At 71.9% G+C, this 17,164-nt stretch carries 15 protein-coding genes; 14 read left to right on the top strand and 1 reads right to left on the bottom strand.

The genetic code is table 11. The features are described from left to right. The first annotated feature begins 42 nt into the window (after nucleotides 1-42). A complete protein-coding gene (locus ACPPVS_RS15275; protein WP_426593086.1) occupies nucleotides 43-1,926 on the top strand; it encodes a trypsin-like peptidase domain-containing protein in 1,884 nt (627 codons plus the stop codon). Nucleotides 1,927-2,177: 251 nt separating this feature from the next. Here ACPPVS_RS15275 and ACPPVS_RS15270 read toward each other — a convergent pair whose 3' ends face one another. Further along, on the bottom strand, nucleotides 2,178-3,509 hold the full coding sequence (locus ACPPVS_RS15270) for an isochorismate synthase (protein WP_426593085.1): 1,332 nt from the start codon (nucleotides 3,507-3,509) through the stop codon (nucleotides 2,178-2,180). A gap of 108 nt (nucleotides 3,510-3,617) precedes the next feature. Here ACPPVS_RS15270 and ACPPVS_RS15265 point away from each other — a divergent pair, with 108 nt between their 5' ends. The 13 genes from ACPPVS_RS15265 to nuoK all read left to right on the top strand — a co-directional run bounded on the left by ACPPVS_RS15265 (nucleotide 3,618) and on the right by nuoK (nucleotide 17,158). After that, nucleotides 3,618-4,313, top strand: coding sequence for a demethylmenaquinone methyltransferase (locus tag ACPPVS_RS15265; RefSeq protein WP_426593084.1), 696 nt, complete (start codon nucleotides 3,618-3,620; stop codon nucleotides 4,311-4,313). 247 nt (nucleotides 4,314-4,560) lie between these two features. Continuing rightward, nucleotides 4,561-5,820, top strand: a complete 1,260-nt coding sequence (locus ACPPVS_RS15260; RefSeq protein WP_426593083.1) for a geranylgeranyl reductase family protein — start codon at nucleotides 4,561-4,563, stop codon at nucleotides 5,818-5,820. Nucleotides 5,821-5,876: 56 nt separating this feature from the next. Beyond that, entirely contained in the window at nucleotides 5,877-6,239 is a 363-nt protein-coding gene (locus ACPPVS_RS15255; protein WP_426593082.1) for an NADH-quinone oxidoreductase subunit A, read from the top strand. Between the two features lie 66 nt (nucleotides 6,240-6,305). Continuing rightward, nucleotides 6,306-6,857, top strand: coding sequence for a NuoB/complex I 20 kDa subunit family protein (locus ACPPVS_RS15250; protein WP_426593081.1), 552 nt, complete (start codon nucleotides 6,306-6,308; stop codon nucleotides 6,855-6,857). Then, nucleotides 6,854-7,636: an NADH-quinone oxidoreductase subunit C gene (locus tag ACPPVS_RS15245; RefSeq protein WP_426593080.1), complete on the top strand. Its 783-nt coding sequence runs from the start codon at nucleotides 6,854-6,856 to the stop codon at nucleotides 7,634-7,636. The genes ACPPVS_RS15250 and ACPPVS_RS15245 overlap by 4 nt, the downstream gene beginning before the upstream one ends. Beyond that, nucleotides 7,633-8,982 carry an NADH-quinone oxidoreductase subunit D gene (locus tag ACPPVS_RS15240; RefSeq protein WP_426593079.1) on the top strand — a complete coding sequence of 450 codons (1,350 nt, stop codon included), beginning with the start codon at nucleotides 7,633-7,635 and terminating at the stop codon, nucleotides 8,980-8,982. The genes ACPPVS_RS15245 and ACPPVS_RS15240 overlap by 4 nt, the downstream gene beginning before the upstream one ends. Beyond that, nucleotides 8,982-9,839 carry an NADH-quinone oxidoreductase subunit NuoE gene (nuoE, locus tag ACPPVS_RS15235; RefSeq protein ID WP_426593078.1) on the top strand — a complete coding sequence of 286 codons (858 nt, stop codon included), beginning with the start codon at nucleotides 8,982-8,984 and terminating at the stop codon, nucleotides 9,837-9,839. The genes ACPPVS_RS15240 and nuoE overlap by 1 nt, the downstream gene beginning before the upstream one ends. Next, complete coding sequence (nuoF, locus tag ACPPVS_RS15230; RefSeq protein WP_426593077.1) at nucleotides 9,839-11,176, top strand: NADH-quinone oxidoreductase subunit NuoF; 1,338 nt, start codon at nucleotides 9,839-9,841, stop codon at nucleotides 11,174-11,176. The genes nuoE and nuoF overlap by 1 nt, the downstream gene beginning before the upstream one ends. Further along, entirely contained in the window at nucleotides 11,173-13,737 is a 2,565-nt protein-coding gene (locus ACPPVS_RS15225; RefSeq protein ID WP_426593076.1) for an NADH-quinone oxidoreductase subunit G, read from the top strand. Before nuoF ends, ACPPVS_RS15225 begins: the two co-directional genes overlap by 4 nt. Next, complete coding sequence (gene nuoH / locus ACPPVS_RS15220) at nucleotides 13,734-15,104, top strand: NADH-quinone oxidoreductase subunit NuoH (protein ID WP_426593075.1); 1,371 nt, start codon at nucleotides 13,734-13,736, stop codon at nucleotides 15,102-15,104. Before ACPPVS_RS15225 ends, nuoH begins: the two co-directional genes overlap by 4 nt. After that, entirely contained in the window at nucleotides 15,097-15,975 is an 879-nt protein-coding gene (gene nuoI, locus ACPPVS_RS15215; protein ID WP_426593074.1) for an NADH-quinone oxidoreductase subunit NuoI, read from the top strand. Before nuoH ends, nuoI begins: the two co-directional genes overlap by 8 nt. Next, the gene (locus ACPPVS_RS15210) at nucleotides 15,972-16,862 is read left to right on the top strand and encodes an NADH-quinone oxidoreductase subunit J (protein ID WP_426593073.1); all 891 of its coding nucleotides are present in this window, start codon (nucleotides 15,972-15,974) and stop codon (nucleotides 16,860-16,862) included. The genes nuoI and ACPPVS_RS15210 overlap by 4 nt, the downstream gene beginning before the upstream one ends. Then, entirely contained in the window at nucleotides 16,859-17,158 is a 300-nt protein-coding gene (gene nuoK / locus ACPPVS_RS15205; RefSeq protein WP_426593072.1) for an NADH-quinone oxidoreductase subunit NuoK, read from the top strand. The genes ACPPVS_RS15210 and nuoK overlap by 4 nt, the downstream gene beginning before the upstream one ends. The last annotated feature ends 6 nt before the right edge of the window (nucleotides 17,159-17,164 follow it).

Genomic DNA, 17,164 nt, shown 5'->3' with positions numbered 1-17,164 from the left:
GCGGCTGTGTGTAGTGGTACTCGACCAAGGAGGCCACACGTCATGACCAGCACCCCCGAGAACGGCGCCAACGCCGGCGACGCTCAGAACCAGCCGACCGAGCCGATCACGCCCGTCGCCCCGACCGAGCCGATCGCGTCCGTCACGCCCGCCCAGCCCGTCGCGCCCGTCGCGTCGACCCAGCCGCTTCCGCCCGTCCAGGCGACGCAGCCGCTGCCGGTCGCCCCCGCGGCGCACCCCACCAACCCGTTCACGCCGCCGCACCCCGCGGCGCCGGCCGACCAGCGCGCCGCGTACGAGGCCGCCCAGGCCGCCGCCGCTGCCGCAGCCGCCGCGCAGGCCGAGGCCGTCCGCCGCGCCCAGTGGGACGCCGCGCAGCGCGCCTCGGTGCAGGACCCTGCGGTCGCACAGCAGCCGGCCGCCCAGCCGCCGGTCGCGCAGCAGCCGCTCGTGCACCAGTCGGCCGCCTACCAGGTGCCGCAGCAGCACGCGCCGATCGGCCAGCAGCCGTACGCGCCGCAGGGCCCTGAGCCGGTCGTGCCGACGCAGCGCAAGCGCCGCACCTGGATCCCGGTCACGTCCGCCGCAGCGGCCGCCGCGATCATCGCCGCGGTCGCCACCGGTGGCATCGTGCACGGGCTGTCCGCCGACGACGCGTCCGGCTCGGCCGGTCGCCCCGCCTCGATCGCCACCATCGGCGCCGACAACAACGACACCGTCCCGGTGTCCGGCTCGACGTCCGACAACCCGGACTGGGAGGCCGTCTCCAAGGCCGTCCAGGCCTCGGTCGTCGCCATCTCGGTGACCATCGGCAACGGCAGCTCCGGCGCCGAGGGCTCCGGCGTGATCGTCGACGACTCCGGCCACATCGTGACCAACAACCACGTCGTCGGCGACGCCGACAAGGACAGCATCTCGGTCACCCTCAACGACGGCCGCATCTTCAAGGCCACCGTCGTCGGCACCGACCCGACCACCGACCTCGCGGTCATCAAGCTCACCGACCCGCCCAAGGACCTGAAGGCCGCCGCGTTCGGCGACTCCTCCAAGGTCGTCGTCGGCCAGCCCGTCATGGCTGTCGGCAACCCGCTCGGCCTGGCCAGCACCGTCACCACCGGCATCGTCTCGGCCGTGGACCGTCCGGTCTCGACCTCGGGCGAGAACGGCGGCGACGCCACCGTCACCAACGCCATCCAGGTGGACGCCGCGGTCAACCCCGGCAACTCCGGTGGCCCGCTGTTCGACGCCTCCGGCCGCGTGATCGGGATCAACTCCTCGATCGCCACGCTGTCGCAGGAGTCGGGCTCGATCGGCCTCGGCTTCGCCATCCCGGTCGACCTGGTCAAGAACATCGCCGCCCAGCTCGTCCAGGACGGCACGGCCGAGCACGCGTTCCTCGGGGTGACCCTCTCGGACGGCACCGCGACCGCCGACGGCGTGACCCGTCGCGGCGCGCTCGTGGAGTCCGTCAGCGACAGCTCGCCCGCCTCGAAGGCCGGCATCCAGGCCAAGGACACGATCGTCGCGATCGATGGCAAGGCCGTGGCCGGCGCCGAGTCCCTGACCGCCTACGTCCGGGCCCTCCCGTCCGACACCAAGGTCACGCTGACGGTCGTCCGTGACGGCAAGTCGTCGGACATCGACGTCACGCTCGCGGTCCGTCCCGAGTCGGCCGCCTCCTCGAACGGCAGCGGCTCCGGCAACGGCAACGGCAACGGCTCCGGCAGCGGCTCTGGCAACGGCAGCGGGTCGGACAACGGCAGCGGCAGCGGGTCGGACAACGGCAGCGGCACGCAGCAGGCGCCCGGCCTCGGCCAGGGCGACAGCAGCGGGTCGGACCAGGGCGGTGCCAGCGGCCTGCCCAACGGCATGACCCCGGACCAGCTGTGGAAGTGGTTCCAGAGCCAGCAGCAGGGCAACGGCTGACCGTCGATCGCCCGACGACCAGCTGACCGCCGGCGGCCGCCGGTCCTCGCACCCCCCATCGGGGATCCGGCCGCCGGCCCCGGGCGCCCGCGCCCGGACGGTCGGCTCACCGCGGCTCGCACCCCCTTGAGCCGCGCCACCGCGGTCCCACCGGACCGCAGGCAGTCCCGGACCGCACACGAGCGGTCCGGGACTTCGGCGTTCCCGCGGCGGTCCGGGTCACGCATGACGAGGTGCGGCCTCGCCGAGGCTCAGCCGCGGTCGACGTCCCGGCCCAGCGCATGGCGCATCGGCTCCAGCTTGGCCTCCGACTCCGCCAGCTCGGCGGCCGGGTCGGACGCCGCGACGATGCCGCAGCCGGCGAACAGCCGGACACGCCGGGGGTCCTCGGGGTCGATGTGCGCCGAGCGCAGGGCGATGCCCCACTCCCCGTCGCCGTCGGCCCCGAACCAGCCGACCGGGCCCGCGTACCGGGCGCGGTCCATGCCCTCGATGCTGCGGATCAGCTCGCGCGCGGCGACCGTGGGGGTGCCACAGACGGCGGCGGTCGGGTGCAGCGCGGCCGCCAGAGCCAGGGACGACGGGTGCGCGCCGTCGGTCGAGGCCAGCACCCCGGTCACGTCCGAGGCCAGGTGCAGCACGTTCGGCAGGTGGAGGACGAACGGCACGTCCGGCACGTTCGTCGACGAGCAGAACGGCTCGAGCGCCCCGGCGACGGACTGCACGGCGTACTCGTGCTCCTCGAGGTCCTTCGACGAGTGGGCGAGGATCGCGGCGCGGGCGAGGTCGGCGTGGTCGTCGCCCGTGCGCCGGATGGTGCCGGCCAGCACGCGGGACGTGACCAGACCCTTCTCGGACCGCACCAGCAGCTCGGGGGTGGCGCCGACCAGGCCGTCCACGCTGAACGTCCAGCAGGACTCGTAGGCGTCGGCCAGCCGCTCCAGCGCCCAGCGCACGTCGACCGGGTGCTCGGTGCGCGCGTGCACGTCGCGGGCAAGGACGACCTTCTCCACGTCGCCCGCCCGCACGGCCGCGATGCCGCGCGAGACGACGCCCATCCAGTCGGCGGCGTCGGCGTCCTCGTAGACGACCGCCCCCGGGTCGGTCGGGGCGACGCGCGCCCGGATGACGTTGCTGAGCCGCGGCGCCGCCCCGAGGCGGGCACCCGTGGTGATCGTCGTGAGCCAGGTCTTCCCGGACCGGCGTCCGACGACGACGCTCGGCACGACGACGACGCCGCCGGCGGGGGACTCGTCGTCGAACGCGAACGAGCCGAAGGCGACGGGACCGGTCCCGGGCACCTGCACCTCGTCGCGCACGATGGCGTGGGCGAGCAGCCCCCGCCAGGCGCGCTCGGCGTCGGCGAACCGGTCCGCGCCGCCGACCTCGACCCGCAGCGTCTCGCCCCAGGCGACCAGGCCGTCGCCGCGACGCACCCACGCCAGCGGCGCGCCGGTCGAGGGCAGCAGGTCCAGCAGGTCGGCCGCGGAGTGCTCGTCGGCGAGGTCCTCGAGTGCGACGGTGCGCACCACGAGCGGGTGCGGGACCGGGATGCCCGTCGGGGCGGAGGGCAGCTGGCTCATCGGCTCCAGCGTAAGGCTCCGCCGTGCTGCAGCCATTCACGCCCTCAGGCGTGCCTCAGGAGAGTGGCGGTTCGTGGCGGGCGCCGCGGACCTGCGACGATGGGGACCATGCCGCGCGCCAGCCTCGACAAGGACCCGCACGACGTCGCTGTGATGTTCGACGCCGTCGCCGCCCGCTACGACCGCACCAACGACGTCCTCTCGCTCGGGCAGGACCGCGCCTGGCGGCGCGCGACGATCAAGGCTGTCGACGCCCAGCCCGGCCAGACCGTGCTGGACCTCGCGGCCGGCACCGGAACCTCGTCGGAACCCATGGCCGACGCCGGCGTGCGGGTGGTCGCCTGCGACCTGTCCGTCGGGATGCTCGAGGTGGGCAAGCGACGCCGGCCCGACCTGGCGTTCGTGGCCGGGGACGCCCTGCACCTGCCGTTCGCCGACGAGTCCTTCGATGCGGTCACCATGTCGTTCGGCCTGCGCAACGTGAGCGACGTCGAGAGCGCGCTCGACGAGCTCTACCGCGTGACCAAGCCCGGTGGCCGCCTCGTGGTCTGCGAGTTCTCCCGACCCACGTTCGCGCCGTTCCGCACGGTGTACACCAACTACCTCATGCGCGCGCTGCCGCCCGTCGCGCGGGCCGTGTCCAAGGAGCCGGACGCCTACGTGTACCTGGCCGAGTCGATCCGCGAGTGGCCCGACCAGGCCGCGCTCGGGCAGCTGATCAAGGGCACCGGCTGGACCCAGGTGGCGTTCCGCAACCTCACGGGCGGCATCGTCGCCCTCCACCGGGCCACCCGCCCGGCCTGACGGCACGCGCCGGGCGACGAGCGTTCGGCAAGCCGATGCGCGGATGTCGGGACTCGTCGGCCGTCGGGGTGAACAATGGGGCTCGCGGCGCCGCGCCGCGGGCGGAGCCTGTGAGTCTCCCGGCAGATCAGCGCCGTTCTCCGCCGTCACGACGGAAGTAAGCCAAGCCTTCGCAGACAGTGTTTCGGGCCGTGGTTACACTCGCCGAATCAGTACGTGAACAACGTCACAAGTGGGGTCACTGGTGGTGGATGCAGCACACGATGACGCGGACGTCATCGTCGTGGGCGCGGGCCCGGCAGGGTCCGCCGCCGCATTTCACTGCGCCTCCGCGGGCCTGGACGTACTGCTCCTGGAGAAGTCCGAGTTCCCGCGCGACAAGGTCTGCGGCGACGGCCTGACGCCCCGCGCGGTCGCCGAGCTGGTGCGCATGGGACTGCCCATCCGCGAGCAGGACGGCTGGATCAGGAACCAGGGCCTGCGGGTGCTGGGGGGCGGTCACCGCCTCGAGCTGGCCTGGCCCGAGCTGTCGAGCTACCCGTCCTACGGGCTCGCGAAGTCTCGGATGTCGCTGGACCACACGCTCGCCGACCACGCGCGCGCCGCGGGCGCCAAGCTGCAGGAGCGCACCACCGTCACGGGCGCCCTCACGCACGAGCGCTCGGGACGGGTCGTCGGCGTCACGGCCAAGACGGTGGACGGGGTCGCGGAGTACCGCGCACCGGTCGTCATCGCGGCCGACGGCGTCTCCGCCCGGCTGGCCACGGGCCTCGGCCTGGAGAAGCGGATGGACCGGCCCATGGGAGTCGCGGTCCGTACCTACTTCCGCACCCCGCGGCACGACGACCCGTGGATGGAGAGCCATCTCGAGCTCTGGGACGGCGACAAGCTGATGCCGGGCTACGGATGGATCTTCGCGCTCGGCGACGGCACGGCGAACGTGGGGCTGGGCTCGGTGGCGAGCACGGCGGCGGCGACGAAGATCGACTACAAGGCGCTGTTCGCCACCTGGATGGCGAACGCGCCCGCCGAGTGGGAGTTCACGCCCGACAACCAGGTCGGCCCGGTCCGCGGCGCCGCCCTGCCGATGGGGTTCAACCGCGGCCCGCTGTACGGCAACGGCCTCATGCTCGTCGGCGACTCCGCCGGGATGATCAGCCCGTTCAACGGCGAGGGGATCGCATACGGCCTGCAGGCCGGCCGGGTCGCCGCGGACGCCATCGCGCAGGGTCTGGCACGGGGGACCGCAGCCGGCCGCGAGCGCGCCTTTGCCACGTACCAGCGCCGGATGAAGGATGATCTCGGCGGCTACTACACGCTCGGCCGGATGTTCGTCCGGCTCATCGAGCACCCGGAGATCATGCGGGTGTGCACGCGGTACGGCCTGCCCCGGCCGCTCGTCATGAAGTTCGTCCTCAAGCTCTTGTCCGACTGCTACGAACCCCGCGGCGGTGACCTGGTCGACCGGGTCATCTCCGGACTCAGCCGGCTCGCGCCGGCAGCCTGACCGGCACGACGCAGCACGCCCCCCGAAAGCACCTCGCCGTTGAGGAGTGACGCACGATGAGCAACCCGTACGTGCCCCTGCTGTTCCTGATGGGCATCGCTGCCCTGATGGCGCTCGGCGGCGTCGGCTCCTCCGTCATCCTGGGCCCCAAGCGGTACAACCGCGCCAAGCTCGAGGCGTACGAGTGCGGCATCGAGCCCACCCCGCACGCCATCGGCGGCGGCCGCTTCCCCATCAAGTACTACCTCGTGGCCATGACGTTCATCGTCTTCGACATCGAGGTGGTGTTCCTCTACCCGTGGGCGGTCAGCTTCAGCACGCTGGCCATGTTCGGGCTCGTCGCGATGATCGGGTTCCTGGTGATCATCACGGTGCCGTTCGTCTACGAGTGGCGGCGCGGGGGCTTCGAGTGGGACTGAGCGCCGGCCGGACCGGCACGGCAACCTGCACAGCAACCAGCACAACCGCTCGTCCGGAGGTTTGACATGGGGATCGAAGAGGCGCCGTCAGGCTTCCTGCTCACGACGGTCGAGGATCTCGTCGGCTACTTCCGCAAGGGTTCGCTGTGGCCGGTCACGTTCGGCCTCGCCTGTTGTGCCATCGAGATGATGGCCGCGGGCGCCAGCCGGTTCGACATCTCGCGCTTCGGCATGGAGGTGTTCCGCGCGTCGCCGCGCCAGGCTGACCTGATGATCGTCGCCGGCCGCGTGAGCCAGAAGATGGCCCCGGTCGTGCGCCAGGTCTACGACCAGATGTCGGAGCCCAAGTGGGTGCTCTCGATGGGGGTCTGCGCCAGCAGCGGCGGCATGTTCAACAACTACGCGATCGTGCAGGGCGTCGACCACATCGTGCCCGTCGACATCTACCTGCCCGGCTGCCCGCCGCGGCCCGAGATGCTGATCAACGCGATCCTGACCCTGCACGAGCAGATCCAGAACGAGCCGCTCGGTGTGAACCGCAAGGAGGCGGCCGCCGCGGCGGAGGCAGCCGCCATGGACGCGACGCCGACGTCGCACATGACGGGGCTGCTGAAGTGAGCGAGGAGAAGACGGACGCCGCGGCGGCCGCGAAGCCCGGCGACGCCGGGACGCAGGCGCAGCCGACCAGCGAGGCCGCGCTCGAGGCCGGCGGCCAGAACCTCGGCACGCGCACGCCGATCGAGATCGTCGAGGTCCGCAGGGGCATGTTCGGCACGACGGGCTCGGGCGACACGTCCGGCTACGGCGGCCTGGTCTCCCCGATCGCGCTGCCCGGCCCGAGCGAGCGCCCGTACGGCGGCTGGTTCGACGAGGCGGTCGACATCCTGGCGGAGGTGCTCGACGAGTCCGGCACGGGCTACGCCAACGCCGTCGAGTCCGTGGTGGTCGACCGTGAGGAGCTGACGCTGCACGTGCGGCCCGCGCACCTGGTCGAGGTCGCCCAGGTGCTGCGCGACGACCAGGACCTGCGGTTCGAGCTGAGCCTCGGCGTCTCGGGCGTGCACTACCCGCACGACGTCGGCCGCGAGCTGCACGCGGTCTACCACCTGACGTCGGTCACGCACTCGCACAGCCTGCGGCTCGAGGTCGCGGTCGCCGACGCGGACCCGCACCTGCCATCGACGGTCGCGGTCTACCCCGCCAACGACTGGCACGAGCGCGAGACCTACGACTTCTTCGGGATCATCTTCGACGGTCATCCCGCCCTGGCCCGCATCGAGATGCCCGACGACTGGCCGGGCCACCCGCAGCGCAAGGACTACCCCCTCGGGGGCATCCCGGTCGAGTACAAGGGCGCAACCATCCCGCCCCCGGACCAGCGGAGGTCGTACCGATGACCACTCAGACACCCCGAAGCACCGCCCGCGTGGTGGACAGCGAGACCGAGGGCGTCCCCTCCTTCGAGGCGTCCGGCGGCGACTGGTCCGACATCGCCGAGGAGGCCGCCCGCCTCGGCGAGGAGCGGATCGTCGTCAACATGGGCCCGCAGCACCCGTCGACCCACGGCGTGCTCCGGCTCATGCTCGAGATCGACGGCGAGACGGTGACCGAGGCCCGTGCGGGCATCGGCTACCTGCACACCGGCATCGAGAAGAACATGGAGTTCCGCACCTGGACCCAGGGCGTGACGTTCTGCACGCGCATGGACTACGTCGCTCCGCTGTTCCAGGAGGCCGCGTACTGCCTGGCCGTGGAGAAGCTGCTCGGCATCACGGACGACGTCCCCGAGCGCGCCACGGTCATCCGCGTGCTGCTCATGGAGCTCAACCGCATCACGAGCCACCTGGTGTGCCTGGCCACGGGCGGCAACGAGCTGGGTGCCACGACGATCATGACCGTGGGCTTCACCGCCCGCGAGGAGATCCTGAAGATCTTCGAGCTGATCACCGGCCTGCGCATGAACCACGCGTTCATCCGCCCCGGCGGCGTGGCCCAGGACATCCCGCCGGGCGCGATCGACACGATCCGTGAGTCGCTGGTCGTCGTCCGCTCGTTCTTCAAGCAGCTCGAAGACCTGATGATGGCCAACCCGATCCTGCACCTGCGCCTCAAGGACGTCGGCTACCTGGGCCTGTCGGGCTGCATGGCGCTCGGCATCACGGGTCCGGTCCTGCGCAGCGCCGGCCTGCCGTACGACGTGCGCAAGGCCACGCCGTACTGCGGCTACGAGACGTACGACTTCGACGTCCCGGTTGCCGAGACCGCGGACTCGTGGGGCCGGCTCGTGGTCCGCGTCGAGGAGTGCTACCAGTCGATGAAGATCGTCGAGCAGACGCTGGACCGCCTGCAGAAGATGGGCCCCGGACCGGTCATGGTGGCGGACAAGAAGATCGCCTGGCCTGCGCAGATGGCCATCGGCGCCGACGGCATGGGCAACTCGCTCGACCACATCCGGGAGATCATGGGCACCTCGATGGAGGCCCTGATCCACCACTTCAAGCTGGTCACCGAGGGCTTCCGCGTGCCGGCCGGCCAGGTCTTCCAGACCGTCGAGCACCCCCGCGGCGAGCTGGGCGTGCACCTGGTGTCCGACGGCGGCACGCGGCCCTACCGCGCGCACTTCCGGGACCCGTCGTTCAACAACCTGCAGGCGACGTCGATCATGTGCGAGGGCGGGCAGATCGCCGACGTCGTCGTGGCCGTCGCGTCCCTCGACCCGGTGCTCGGAGGGGTGGACCGCTGATGTCGGTTGAAGCCGGAAGGCCCGCTGGTCGAGGTGCAGGCCAGACGCACCGGACGTCCTACGACGCCGAGACGAGCGCGCGCCTCACCGCGGACTCGGACGTGATCGTGGCCCGCTACCCGCAGGCGCGCTCGGCGCTGCTGCCGATGCTGCACCTGGTGCAGGCCGAGGACGGCTACGTCAGCCCCCGCGGCATCGCGTTCTGCGCGTCGCACCTGGGCCTGACCACGGCCGAGGTGTCCGCGGTGGCGACGTTCTACACGCAGTACAAGCGCCACCCGAACGGCGACTACACGGTCGGTGTCTGCATCAACACGCTCTGCGCGGTCATGGGTGGCGACGCCATCTGGGAGGAGCTGTCGGACCACCTCGGGATCGGGCACGACGAGACCACGCAGGACGGCGCGATCACGCTCGAGCGCATCGAGTGCAACGCGGCCTGCGACTACGCGCCGGTCGTGATGGTCAACTGGGAGTTCTTCGACAACCAGACGCCCGACAGCGCACGCGGCCTCGTCGACACCATCGCCTCGGGGGAGCCCGTCGCCCCGACGCGTGGCGCCGACACCGTCGTGAAGTTCACGGACATGTCCCGCGTGCTGGCCGGGTTCGACGACGGCCGCGCCAACGAGGGTGTCGGCGCCGGCGTGCCGACCCTGCGCGGCATCGAGCTGGCCCGCGCCGAGGGCTGGGTGGCCCCGCCGCTCACGGCGACCGGCACCAAGGCCCCTGCCGGTGGCAAGCCGGAGGTCGGCGGCGAGCAGTCCAGCGCCGAGCGTCCCGTGACGACCGCCGGCGACGTGTCGGCCGAGGGCCGGCGCAAGAAGCAGACCTCCGACGACGCGAAGGAGTCCTGATGGCGACGACGCTGACCCCGGTCCTCACGGACACGTGGGACGCCGACCGCTCGTGGACGCTGGCCACCTATGAAGGTGCCGGCGGCTACCGGGGCCTGCGTCGGGCCCTGGGCATGCAGGCGGCCGACGTGGTCACCATGGTCAAGGACTCCGGTCTGCGCGGCCGCGGCGGTGCCGGGTTCCCGACGGGCATGAAGTGGGGCTTCCTGCCCGCGCCCGACGGCGGCCCGCGCTACCTCGTCGTCAACGCGGACGAGTCCGAGCCGGGGACGTGCAAGGACATCCCCCTGATGATGGCCAGCCCGCAGCACCTCATCGAGGGCATGATCATCACCAGCTACGCGATCGGCTGCGACCACGCGTTCCTCTACGTCCGCGGCGAGGTCCTGCACGTCTACCGCCGCCTGCTGCTGGCCATCCAGGAGGCCCGCGCGGCCGGCTACCTGGGCACCGACATCCTCGGCTCGGGCTACGACCTCGAGATCACGCTGCACTCCGGCGCCGGCGCTTACATCTGCGGCGAGGAGACGGCGCTGCTCGACTCGCTCGAGGGCCTGCGCGGCCAGCCGCGACTGAAGCCCCCGTTCCCGGCGGTCGCGGGCCTGTACGCCCGACCGACGGTGGTCAACAACGTCGAGTCGATCGCATCGATCCCGGGGATCGTCGTCGGCGGCTCGGACTGGTTCAAGTCGATGGGCACCGAGCGTTCGACCGGCCACGGCCTGTTCTCGTTGTCCGGCCACGTCACGCGGCCCGGCCAGTACGAGGCGCCGCTGGGCATCACGCTGCGCGAGCTGCTCGAGATGGCCGGCGGCATCCGCGAGGGCCACGAGCTGAAGTTCTGGACGCCCGGTGGTTCGTCGACGCCGATCTTCACCGCCGAGCACCTCGACGTCCCGCTCGATTACGAGTCGGTCGGTGCGGCCGGTTCCATGCTCGGCACGCGCGCGCTGCAGATCTTCGACGAGACCACGTCGGTGGTCCGTGCCGTGACGCGCTGGACCGAGTTCTACAAGCACGAGTCCTGCGGCAAGTGCACCCCGTGCCGCGAGGGCACGTACTGGCTGACGCAGGTGCTGCAGCGCATCGAGGCCGGCCAGGGCACCTCCGCGGACATCGACCTGCTCCTCGACCTGTGCGACAACATCCTGGGCCGCGCCTTCTGCGCACTCGGCGACGGCGCGACGAGCCCGATCACCTCGGCCGTGCAGTACTTCCGGGACGAGTTCGAGGCGGGCACCCACACGCCGGCCGACGTGCTCTTCCCGCCCGAGCACAGCTCGCTGTTCACCTACACGCCGCGCCAGACCGGCGTCCTCGCGGGGGTCCACGCATGACGATCCTGTCCAACGGACCGACCAGCAAGCTGGTCCCGTCGGCCCCCGTGGAACGACGGGCGGAGCCGACCGACACCGTTACGTTCACCGTCGACGGCATCGAGACCACGGTGCCGAAGGGCACGCTCGTCATCCGCGCCGCCGAGCAGCTGGGCATCCAGATCCCGCGGTTCTGCGACCACCCCCTGCTCGCCCCGGCGGGCGCGTGCCGTCAGTGTCTGGTCGAGGTCTGGGCACCCGGGCGCGACGGCAAGCTGTCGAAGATGCCCAAGCCCCAGGCCAGCTGCACGCTCGAGGCCAGCCCGGGCATGGAGGTCAAGACGCAGCACACCTCGCCCGAGGCGGACAAGGCGCAGCACGGCGTCATGGAGCTGCTGCTGGTCAACCACCCGCTGGACTGCCCGGTCTGCGACAAGGGCGGCGAGTGCCCGCTGCAGAACCAGGCGATGAGCAACGGGCGCGCGAGCACCCGGTTCGTCGACGTCAAGCGCACGTTCCCCAAGCCGATCGCGATCTCCACCCAGATCCTGCTGGACCGCGAGCGCTGCATCCTGTGCCAGCGCTGCACGCGGTTCTCCGAGGAGATCGCGGGCGACGTGTTCATCGACCTGCAGAAGCGCGGCGCCAACCAGCAGATCGGCCGGTTCGACACGGCGATCCTCGGGTACACGGGGGAGGCCCCGCTCGGAGCCGCCGCCGAGGACACCTCGGGGCGACCGTTCGCGTCGTACTTCTCGGGCAACACCGTGCAGATCTGCCCGGTGGGCGCCCTGACCAGCGCCGCCTACCGCTTCCGGTCCCGGCCCTTCGACCTGGTGAGCACGCCGGGCGTGGGGGAGCACGACGCGCAGGGGTCGGCCATCCGCGTCGACCACCGCCGCGGCGTGGTCCTGCGCCGGCTCGCGGGCGAGGACCCCACGGTCAACCAGGAGTGGATCACCGACAAGGACCGTTTCGCGTTCGCGTGGCAGTCGGCGCCGGACCGCATCACCACCCCGCTCGTCCGCAACGCCGACGGCGAGCTCGAGCCCGCCAGCTGGGTCGAGGCGCTCGACGCGGCCGCCGCGGGCCTGCGCGCAGCGGCGTTCCCTGACGACCCGCGCGAGACCGCGACCGGTTGGGCCGTGCTGGCCGGTGGTCGCCTGACGCTCGAGGACGCCTACGCGTACGGCAAGTTCGCCCGCGTCGCCCTGGGCACCAACGACGTGGACGGTCGGGCCCGGCCGCACTCCGCCGAGGAAGAGGCCTTCCTCGGCCACCACGTGGCCGGTCGCACGCTGGAGGTCACGTTCGCGGACCTCGACCGGGCGCCCGCCGTGCTCCTGGTCGGCCTCGAGCTCGAGGAGGAGGCCGGGATCGCGTTCCTGCGCCTGCGCTCCGCCGTGCTCGACCACAAGACGCGCGTGCTGTCCGTCGCGGCCCTGGCCAGCCGCGGTCTGGAGCGCCTGGGCGGGACGTTGATCCCGTCGGCCCCCGGGACCGAGGCGGAAATGCTGGACGGCCTCGACACCGAGGTCGCGGAGGCCCTGTCCCGGGACGGTTCCCTCATCCTCGTCGGCGAGCGGCTGGCCGGCGTGGCCGGCGGCTACTCGGCGGCCCTGCGCCTCGCGCAGCGCACCGGTGCGCGCCTGGCCTGGATCCCGCGCCGCGTGGGCGAGCGCTCCGCCGTCGAGGCCGGCCTGCTCCCGACGCTGCTGCCTGGCGGGCGACCGGTCGCGGACTCCGCGGCGCGGGTCGACCTCGCCGCCGTCTGGGGTGTCGAGCACCTTCCCGCGGAGGCGGGACGGTCGACCGGTCAGATCCTCGCCGCGGCCCGCTCGGGCGGCCTGGGCGGCCTGGTCGTCGGCGGCCTCGAGCCGGCCGACCTGCCGGACCCGGCGATCGCCCGCGAGGCGCTCGACGCGGTCCCGTTCCTGGTCTCTCTCGAGGTGCGCCGGTCCGAGGTCACCGACCGCGCGGACGTCGTCTTCCCGGTGGCGCCGCCCAGCGAGAAGTCCGGCACGTTCGTCACGTGGGAGGGCCGTCCGCGCCCGTTCCCGCAGGCGCTCGTGTCGCACGCGCTCGCCGACCACCGCGTGCTCGACCGGCTCGCCGACGCGCTGGGCGCGGACCTGGGCCTGCAGACGCTGGCGGCCGTGCACGCGGAGCTGGACCAGCTGGGTGGATGGGACGGTGCGCGGACGGACGCGCCGCTCGTGCCCGCCGCGGAGCCGCCGGCGGTCGTCGAGGGCACCGCCGTGCTGGCGACGTGGCACCAGCTGCTCGACACGGGTCGGCTGCAGTCCGGCGAGCCGTTCCTGGCCGGCACCGCCAAGCGCGCGGTCGCGCGGGTCTCGCTCGGCACGGCGCGGGGCGTCGGCGTCGTCGACGGCGGATCGATCGCCGTCGGCACGGACGCCGGCACCATCACCCTGCCGGTCGCGGTCACCGACATGCCCGACCACGTGGTCTGGCTGCCGACGAACTCGCTGGGCAGCGCGGTGCGTGACACCCTGCACGCCGACGCCGGGGACGTGGTGCGCCTGACGCCCGGCCCGCTCACAGAGGAGGTGGGCGCGTGATCACCGCCCTGCCCACGGCCGCACTGCCGCCGGTCACGGCGGACTTCAGCAACGACACGTGGTGGATCGTCCTGATCAAGGCCGTCGCCATCGTCGTGTTCCTGCTGGTCAGCGTGCTGTTCGCCATCTGGTTCGAGCGCAAGGTCGTCGGTCGCATGCAGCAGCGGCCCGGCCCCAACGTGCACGGACCGTTCGGACTGCTGCAGTCGCTGGCCGACGCCATGAAGCTCCTGGTCAAGGAGGACATGACGGTCAAGGCCGCGGACAAGATCGTCTACATCCTGGCGCCGATGGTCGCGGTCTTCTGCTCGCTGCTGGTGTTCGCGGTCATCCCGTTCGGGCCCGCGGTCGACCTGTTCGGCCACGTCACCCCGCTGCAGCTCACCGACTTCCCGGTGGCCGTGCTCTACATCCTCGCGTGCGCGTCGGTCGGCGTGTACGGCATCGTGCTCGGTGGCTGGTCGTCCGGGTCCACGTACCCGCTGCTCGGCTCGGTCCGCTCGACCGCGCAGGTCATCAGCTACGAGCTCGCGATGGGTCTGTCGCTGGTGACGGTGTTCATCGTCTCCAAGTCGATGTCGACCTCGGCGATCGTCACGTCGCAGGTGGGCCACTGGTGGCTCATCCCGCTGTTCCCCGCGTTCGTGATCTACATCGTCTCGATGGTCGGCGAGACCAACCGGCTGCCGTTCGACCTCCCCGAGGCCGAGGGCGAGCTGGTCTCGGGCTACATGACCGAGTACTCCTCGATGAAGTTCGCGTGGTTCTTCCTCGCCGAGTACATCAACATGCTCAACGTCTCCGCGATCGCCACGACGCTGTTCCTGGGCGGCTGGCGGGCGCCGTGGCCCATCTCCGCGGTCAACGACGGGATGTTCAACCACGGCTGGTGGCCCATCCTGTGGTTCGTCGCCAAGATCTGGATCTTCATGTTCTTCTTCGTCTGGGTCCGCGGCTCGGTGCTGCGCTTCCGGTACGACCAGTTCATGAAGATCGGCTGGAAGGTCCTCATCCCGATCGCGCTCGGCTGGGTCGTCTTCGTCGGCGCCTGGCAGGGGCTGCAGAGCTTCACCGACGTGCCGACGCAGAAGATCCTGTTCGCCGCCGCCGGGGTGATCCTCCTGGTGCTCGTCGGGCTGATGTTCGTGCCCGAGAAGAAGAAGGCGCCACCGCCCGGACCGACCGGGCCGAAGGTGTACGACCCATACTCGGGCGGCTACCCCGTGCCGCCCAAGCCGGGCCAGGTTCTGCCGCCGTCCCCGCGCCGGCAGCGGATGGCAGCGGCGGCGAAGGCGTCGGTCACGGCCGGCCCCTCGGGTGGCGACGAGAACGACAGCAACGAGAGCAGCGAGGTGCACGGTGGCTGACAAGCCCACGCCCCCACGGCCCGCGGGCTCCGGCAAGCAGCCGGCCCGCAAGCCGGCGCCGGCCGCCGGCACCCGCAAGCCGGCGACACGTGCCGGCGCCCGCCCGCCCGCCACCCCGGGCAAGGCCGCCGCGCCGCGCCCCAAGGCCGGCGAGGTGGCTCGGCCGACCGCCCCCGAGGGCTACCAGTCGATGATCGAGCCGCGGAACTGGGTGGCCGACCTGCTGGCGCCCGTCGGCGGCTTCGGCGTCACGCTCTCGAACATGTTCCGGCCGACGGTCACCGAGCAGTACCCGTCGGAGAAGGTGCCGACCAAGCCGCGCTACCACGGCCGGCACCAGCTCAACCGGTATGCCGACGGCCTGGAGAAGTGCATCGGGTGCGAGCTGTGCGCCTGGGCGTGCCCCGCCGACGCCATCTACGTCGAGGGCGGTGACAACACCCCTGAGGACCAGCACTCGCCGGGCGAGCGGTACGGCAGCGTCTACCAGATCAACTACCTGCGCTGCATCTTCTGCGGCCTGTGCATCGAGGCGTGCCCGACCCGGGCGCTGACCATGACCAACGAGTACGAGCTCGCCGGTCCGACGCGCGCGGGCATGATCTGGGAGAAGCAGGACCTGCTCGCCCCGCTGCGCAGCGGCATGCTGCAGGCGCCCCACCCCATGGTCGAGGGCACGACGGACACCGAGTACTACCGCGGCGAGGTCACCGGCTCCACGCCGGCGCAGGTCGCGTGGGTGGCCGAGCACCGTCCCGACGACCCGACGCTGCCCGGCGGCGCCGGGCTCGACGCCGCGAACGTGCCCGGTGCGACCGCCGCGCTCATGGCCGGCACGGTGGCGGCCGCGAACAAGCAGGGCACGCGATGAGCACGTCGACGCTGACGCTGATCCAGGCCCTCGCCGACACGGGCAAGACGTCCACGGGCGAGGCGGTCCTGTTCTGGTGCCTGGCGCCGATCATGGTGCTCTCCGGCATCGGGCTCCTGGTCGTGAAGAAGGCCGTGCACGCCGCGCTGCTGGTGATCACGATCATGATCTCGCTGGCCATCCTGTACATCGCGCAGGGCGCGGTGTTCCTCGGGATGGTGCAGGTGGTGGTCTACACCGGCGCGGTGATGATGCTCTTCCTGTTCGTCCTCATGCTCGTCGGCGTCGACGGGTCGGACTCGCTGGTGGAGACCATCCGCGGGCAGCGCTGGATCGCGCTGCTCGCCGGTGTCGGCCTGGCCTGCGTGCTCGTCGGCGTCGTCGTGAAGGCCGTCTACACGCCGCACGGCTTCGCGGCCGACGCGGTCAACAACAACCCCACGGGCATCGCGGAGCTCCTGTTCGGGAGCTACGTGTTCGCGTTCGAGGTGGTCGGCGCCCTGCTGGTCACCGCCGCGCTCGGCGCGCTGGTGCTCACCCACCGCCAGCGGCTCACCCCGCGCGTCGGCCAGAAGGAGCGGGCCGACGCCCGCGTCGCGGCCGGCGCGGTGCTCACCCCGCTGCCCGCACCGGGCGTCTACGCACGCCACAACGCGATGGACGTCCCGGCGCTCGGCCCGGACGGTCGCCCGCTCGACAGCTCGGTCCCGCGTGTTCTGCGCATCCGCGGCCAGGAAGCCGACGCGCAGGAGTTCGCCGCCCGGATCGACCGGGTGCTGGCGGGTGGGTCGGTGGTGGCCGGCAAGCAGTTCGGCAACCCGGACGGCCCGCAGAGCGCCGGCAGTCCCGACACGTCCCGGCCGGCCCCGACGGAGGAGAACCAGTGAGCCTGTCCCACTACCTCGTGCTGGCGGCGATCCTCTTCTCGCTGGGTGCGACGACGGTCCTGCTGCGGCGCAACGCGATCATCGTGTTCATGGGCGTCGAGCTGATGCTCAACGCCACGAACCTCACGCTCGTCACCTTCGCGCGCATCCACGGTGACCTCACCGGCCAGGTGATGGCCTTCTTCGTGATGGTCGTCGCGGCCGCCGAGGTCGTCGTGGGCCTCTCGATCATCGTGGCCATCTTCCGAACCCGACGCTCGGCCTCGGTCGACGACGCGAACCTGTTGAAGAACTGAGGGGCG

The sequence above is a fragment of the Cellulomonas sp. McL0617 genome (genome assembly GCF_049994875.1).
Taxonomy (GTDB): domain Bacteria; phylum Actinomycetota; class Actinomycetes; order Actinomycetales; family Cellulomonadaceae; genus Cellulomonas.
This window is presented reverse-complemented; position numbering and strand designations above follow the sequence as displayed.

Excerpts from the sequence above, each read along its gene's own strand:
- ACPPVS_RS15275 (WP_426593086.1), top strand. The coding sequence starts at position 43 with ATGACCAGCACCCCCGAGAACGGCGCCAACGCCGGCGACGCTCAGAAC.
- ACPPVS_RS15270 (WP_426593085.1), bottom strand. The coding sequence starts at position 3,509 with ATGAGCCAGCTGCCCTCCGCCCCGACGGGCATCCCGGTCCCGCACCCG.
- ACPPVS_RS15265 (WP_426593084.1), top strand. The coding sequence starts at position 3,618 with ATGCCGCGCGCCAGCCTCGACAAGGACCCGCACGACGTCGCTGTGATG.
- ACPPVS_RS15255 (WP_426593082.1), top strand. The coding sequence starts at position 5,877 with ATGAGCAACCCGTACGTGCCCCTGCTGTTCCTGATGGGCATCGCTGCC.
- ACPPVS_RS15250 (WP_426593081.1), top strand. The coding sequence starts at position 6,306 with ATGGGGATCGAAGAGGCGCCGTCAGGCTTCCTGCTCACGACGGTCGAG.
- ACPPVS_RS15240 (WP_426593079.1), top strand. The coding sequence starts at position 7,633 with ATGACCACTCAGACACCCCGAAGCACCGCCCGCGTGGTGGACAGCGAG.
- nuoE (WP_426593078.1), top strand. The coding sequence starts at position 8,982 with ATGTCGGTTGAAGCCGGAAGGCCCGCTGGTCGAGGTGCAGGCCAGACG.
- nuoF (WP_426593077.1), top strand. The coding sequence starts at position 9,839 with ATGGCGACGACGCTGACCCCGGTCCTCACGGACACGTGGGACGCCGAC.
- ACPPVS_RS15225 (WP_426593076.1), top strand. The coding sequence starts at position 11,173 with ATGACGATCCTGTCCAACGGACCGACCAGCAAGCTGGTCCCGTCGGCC.
- ACPPVS_RS15210 (WP_426593073.1), top strand. The coding sequence starts at position 15,972 with ATGAGCACGTCGACGCTGACGCTGATCCAGGCCCTCGCCGACACGGGC.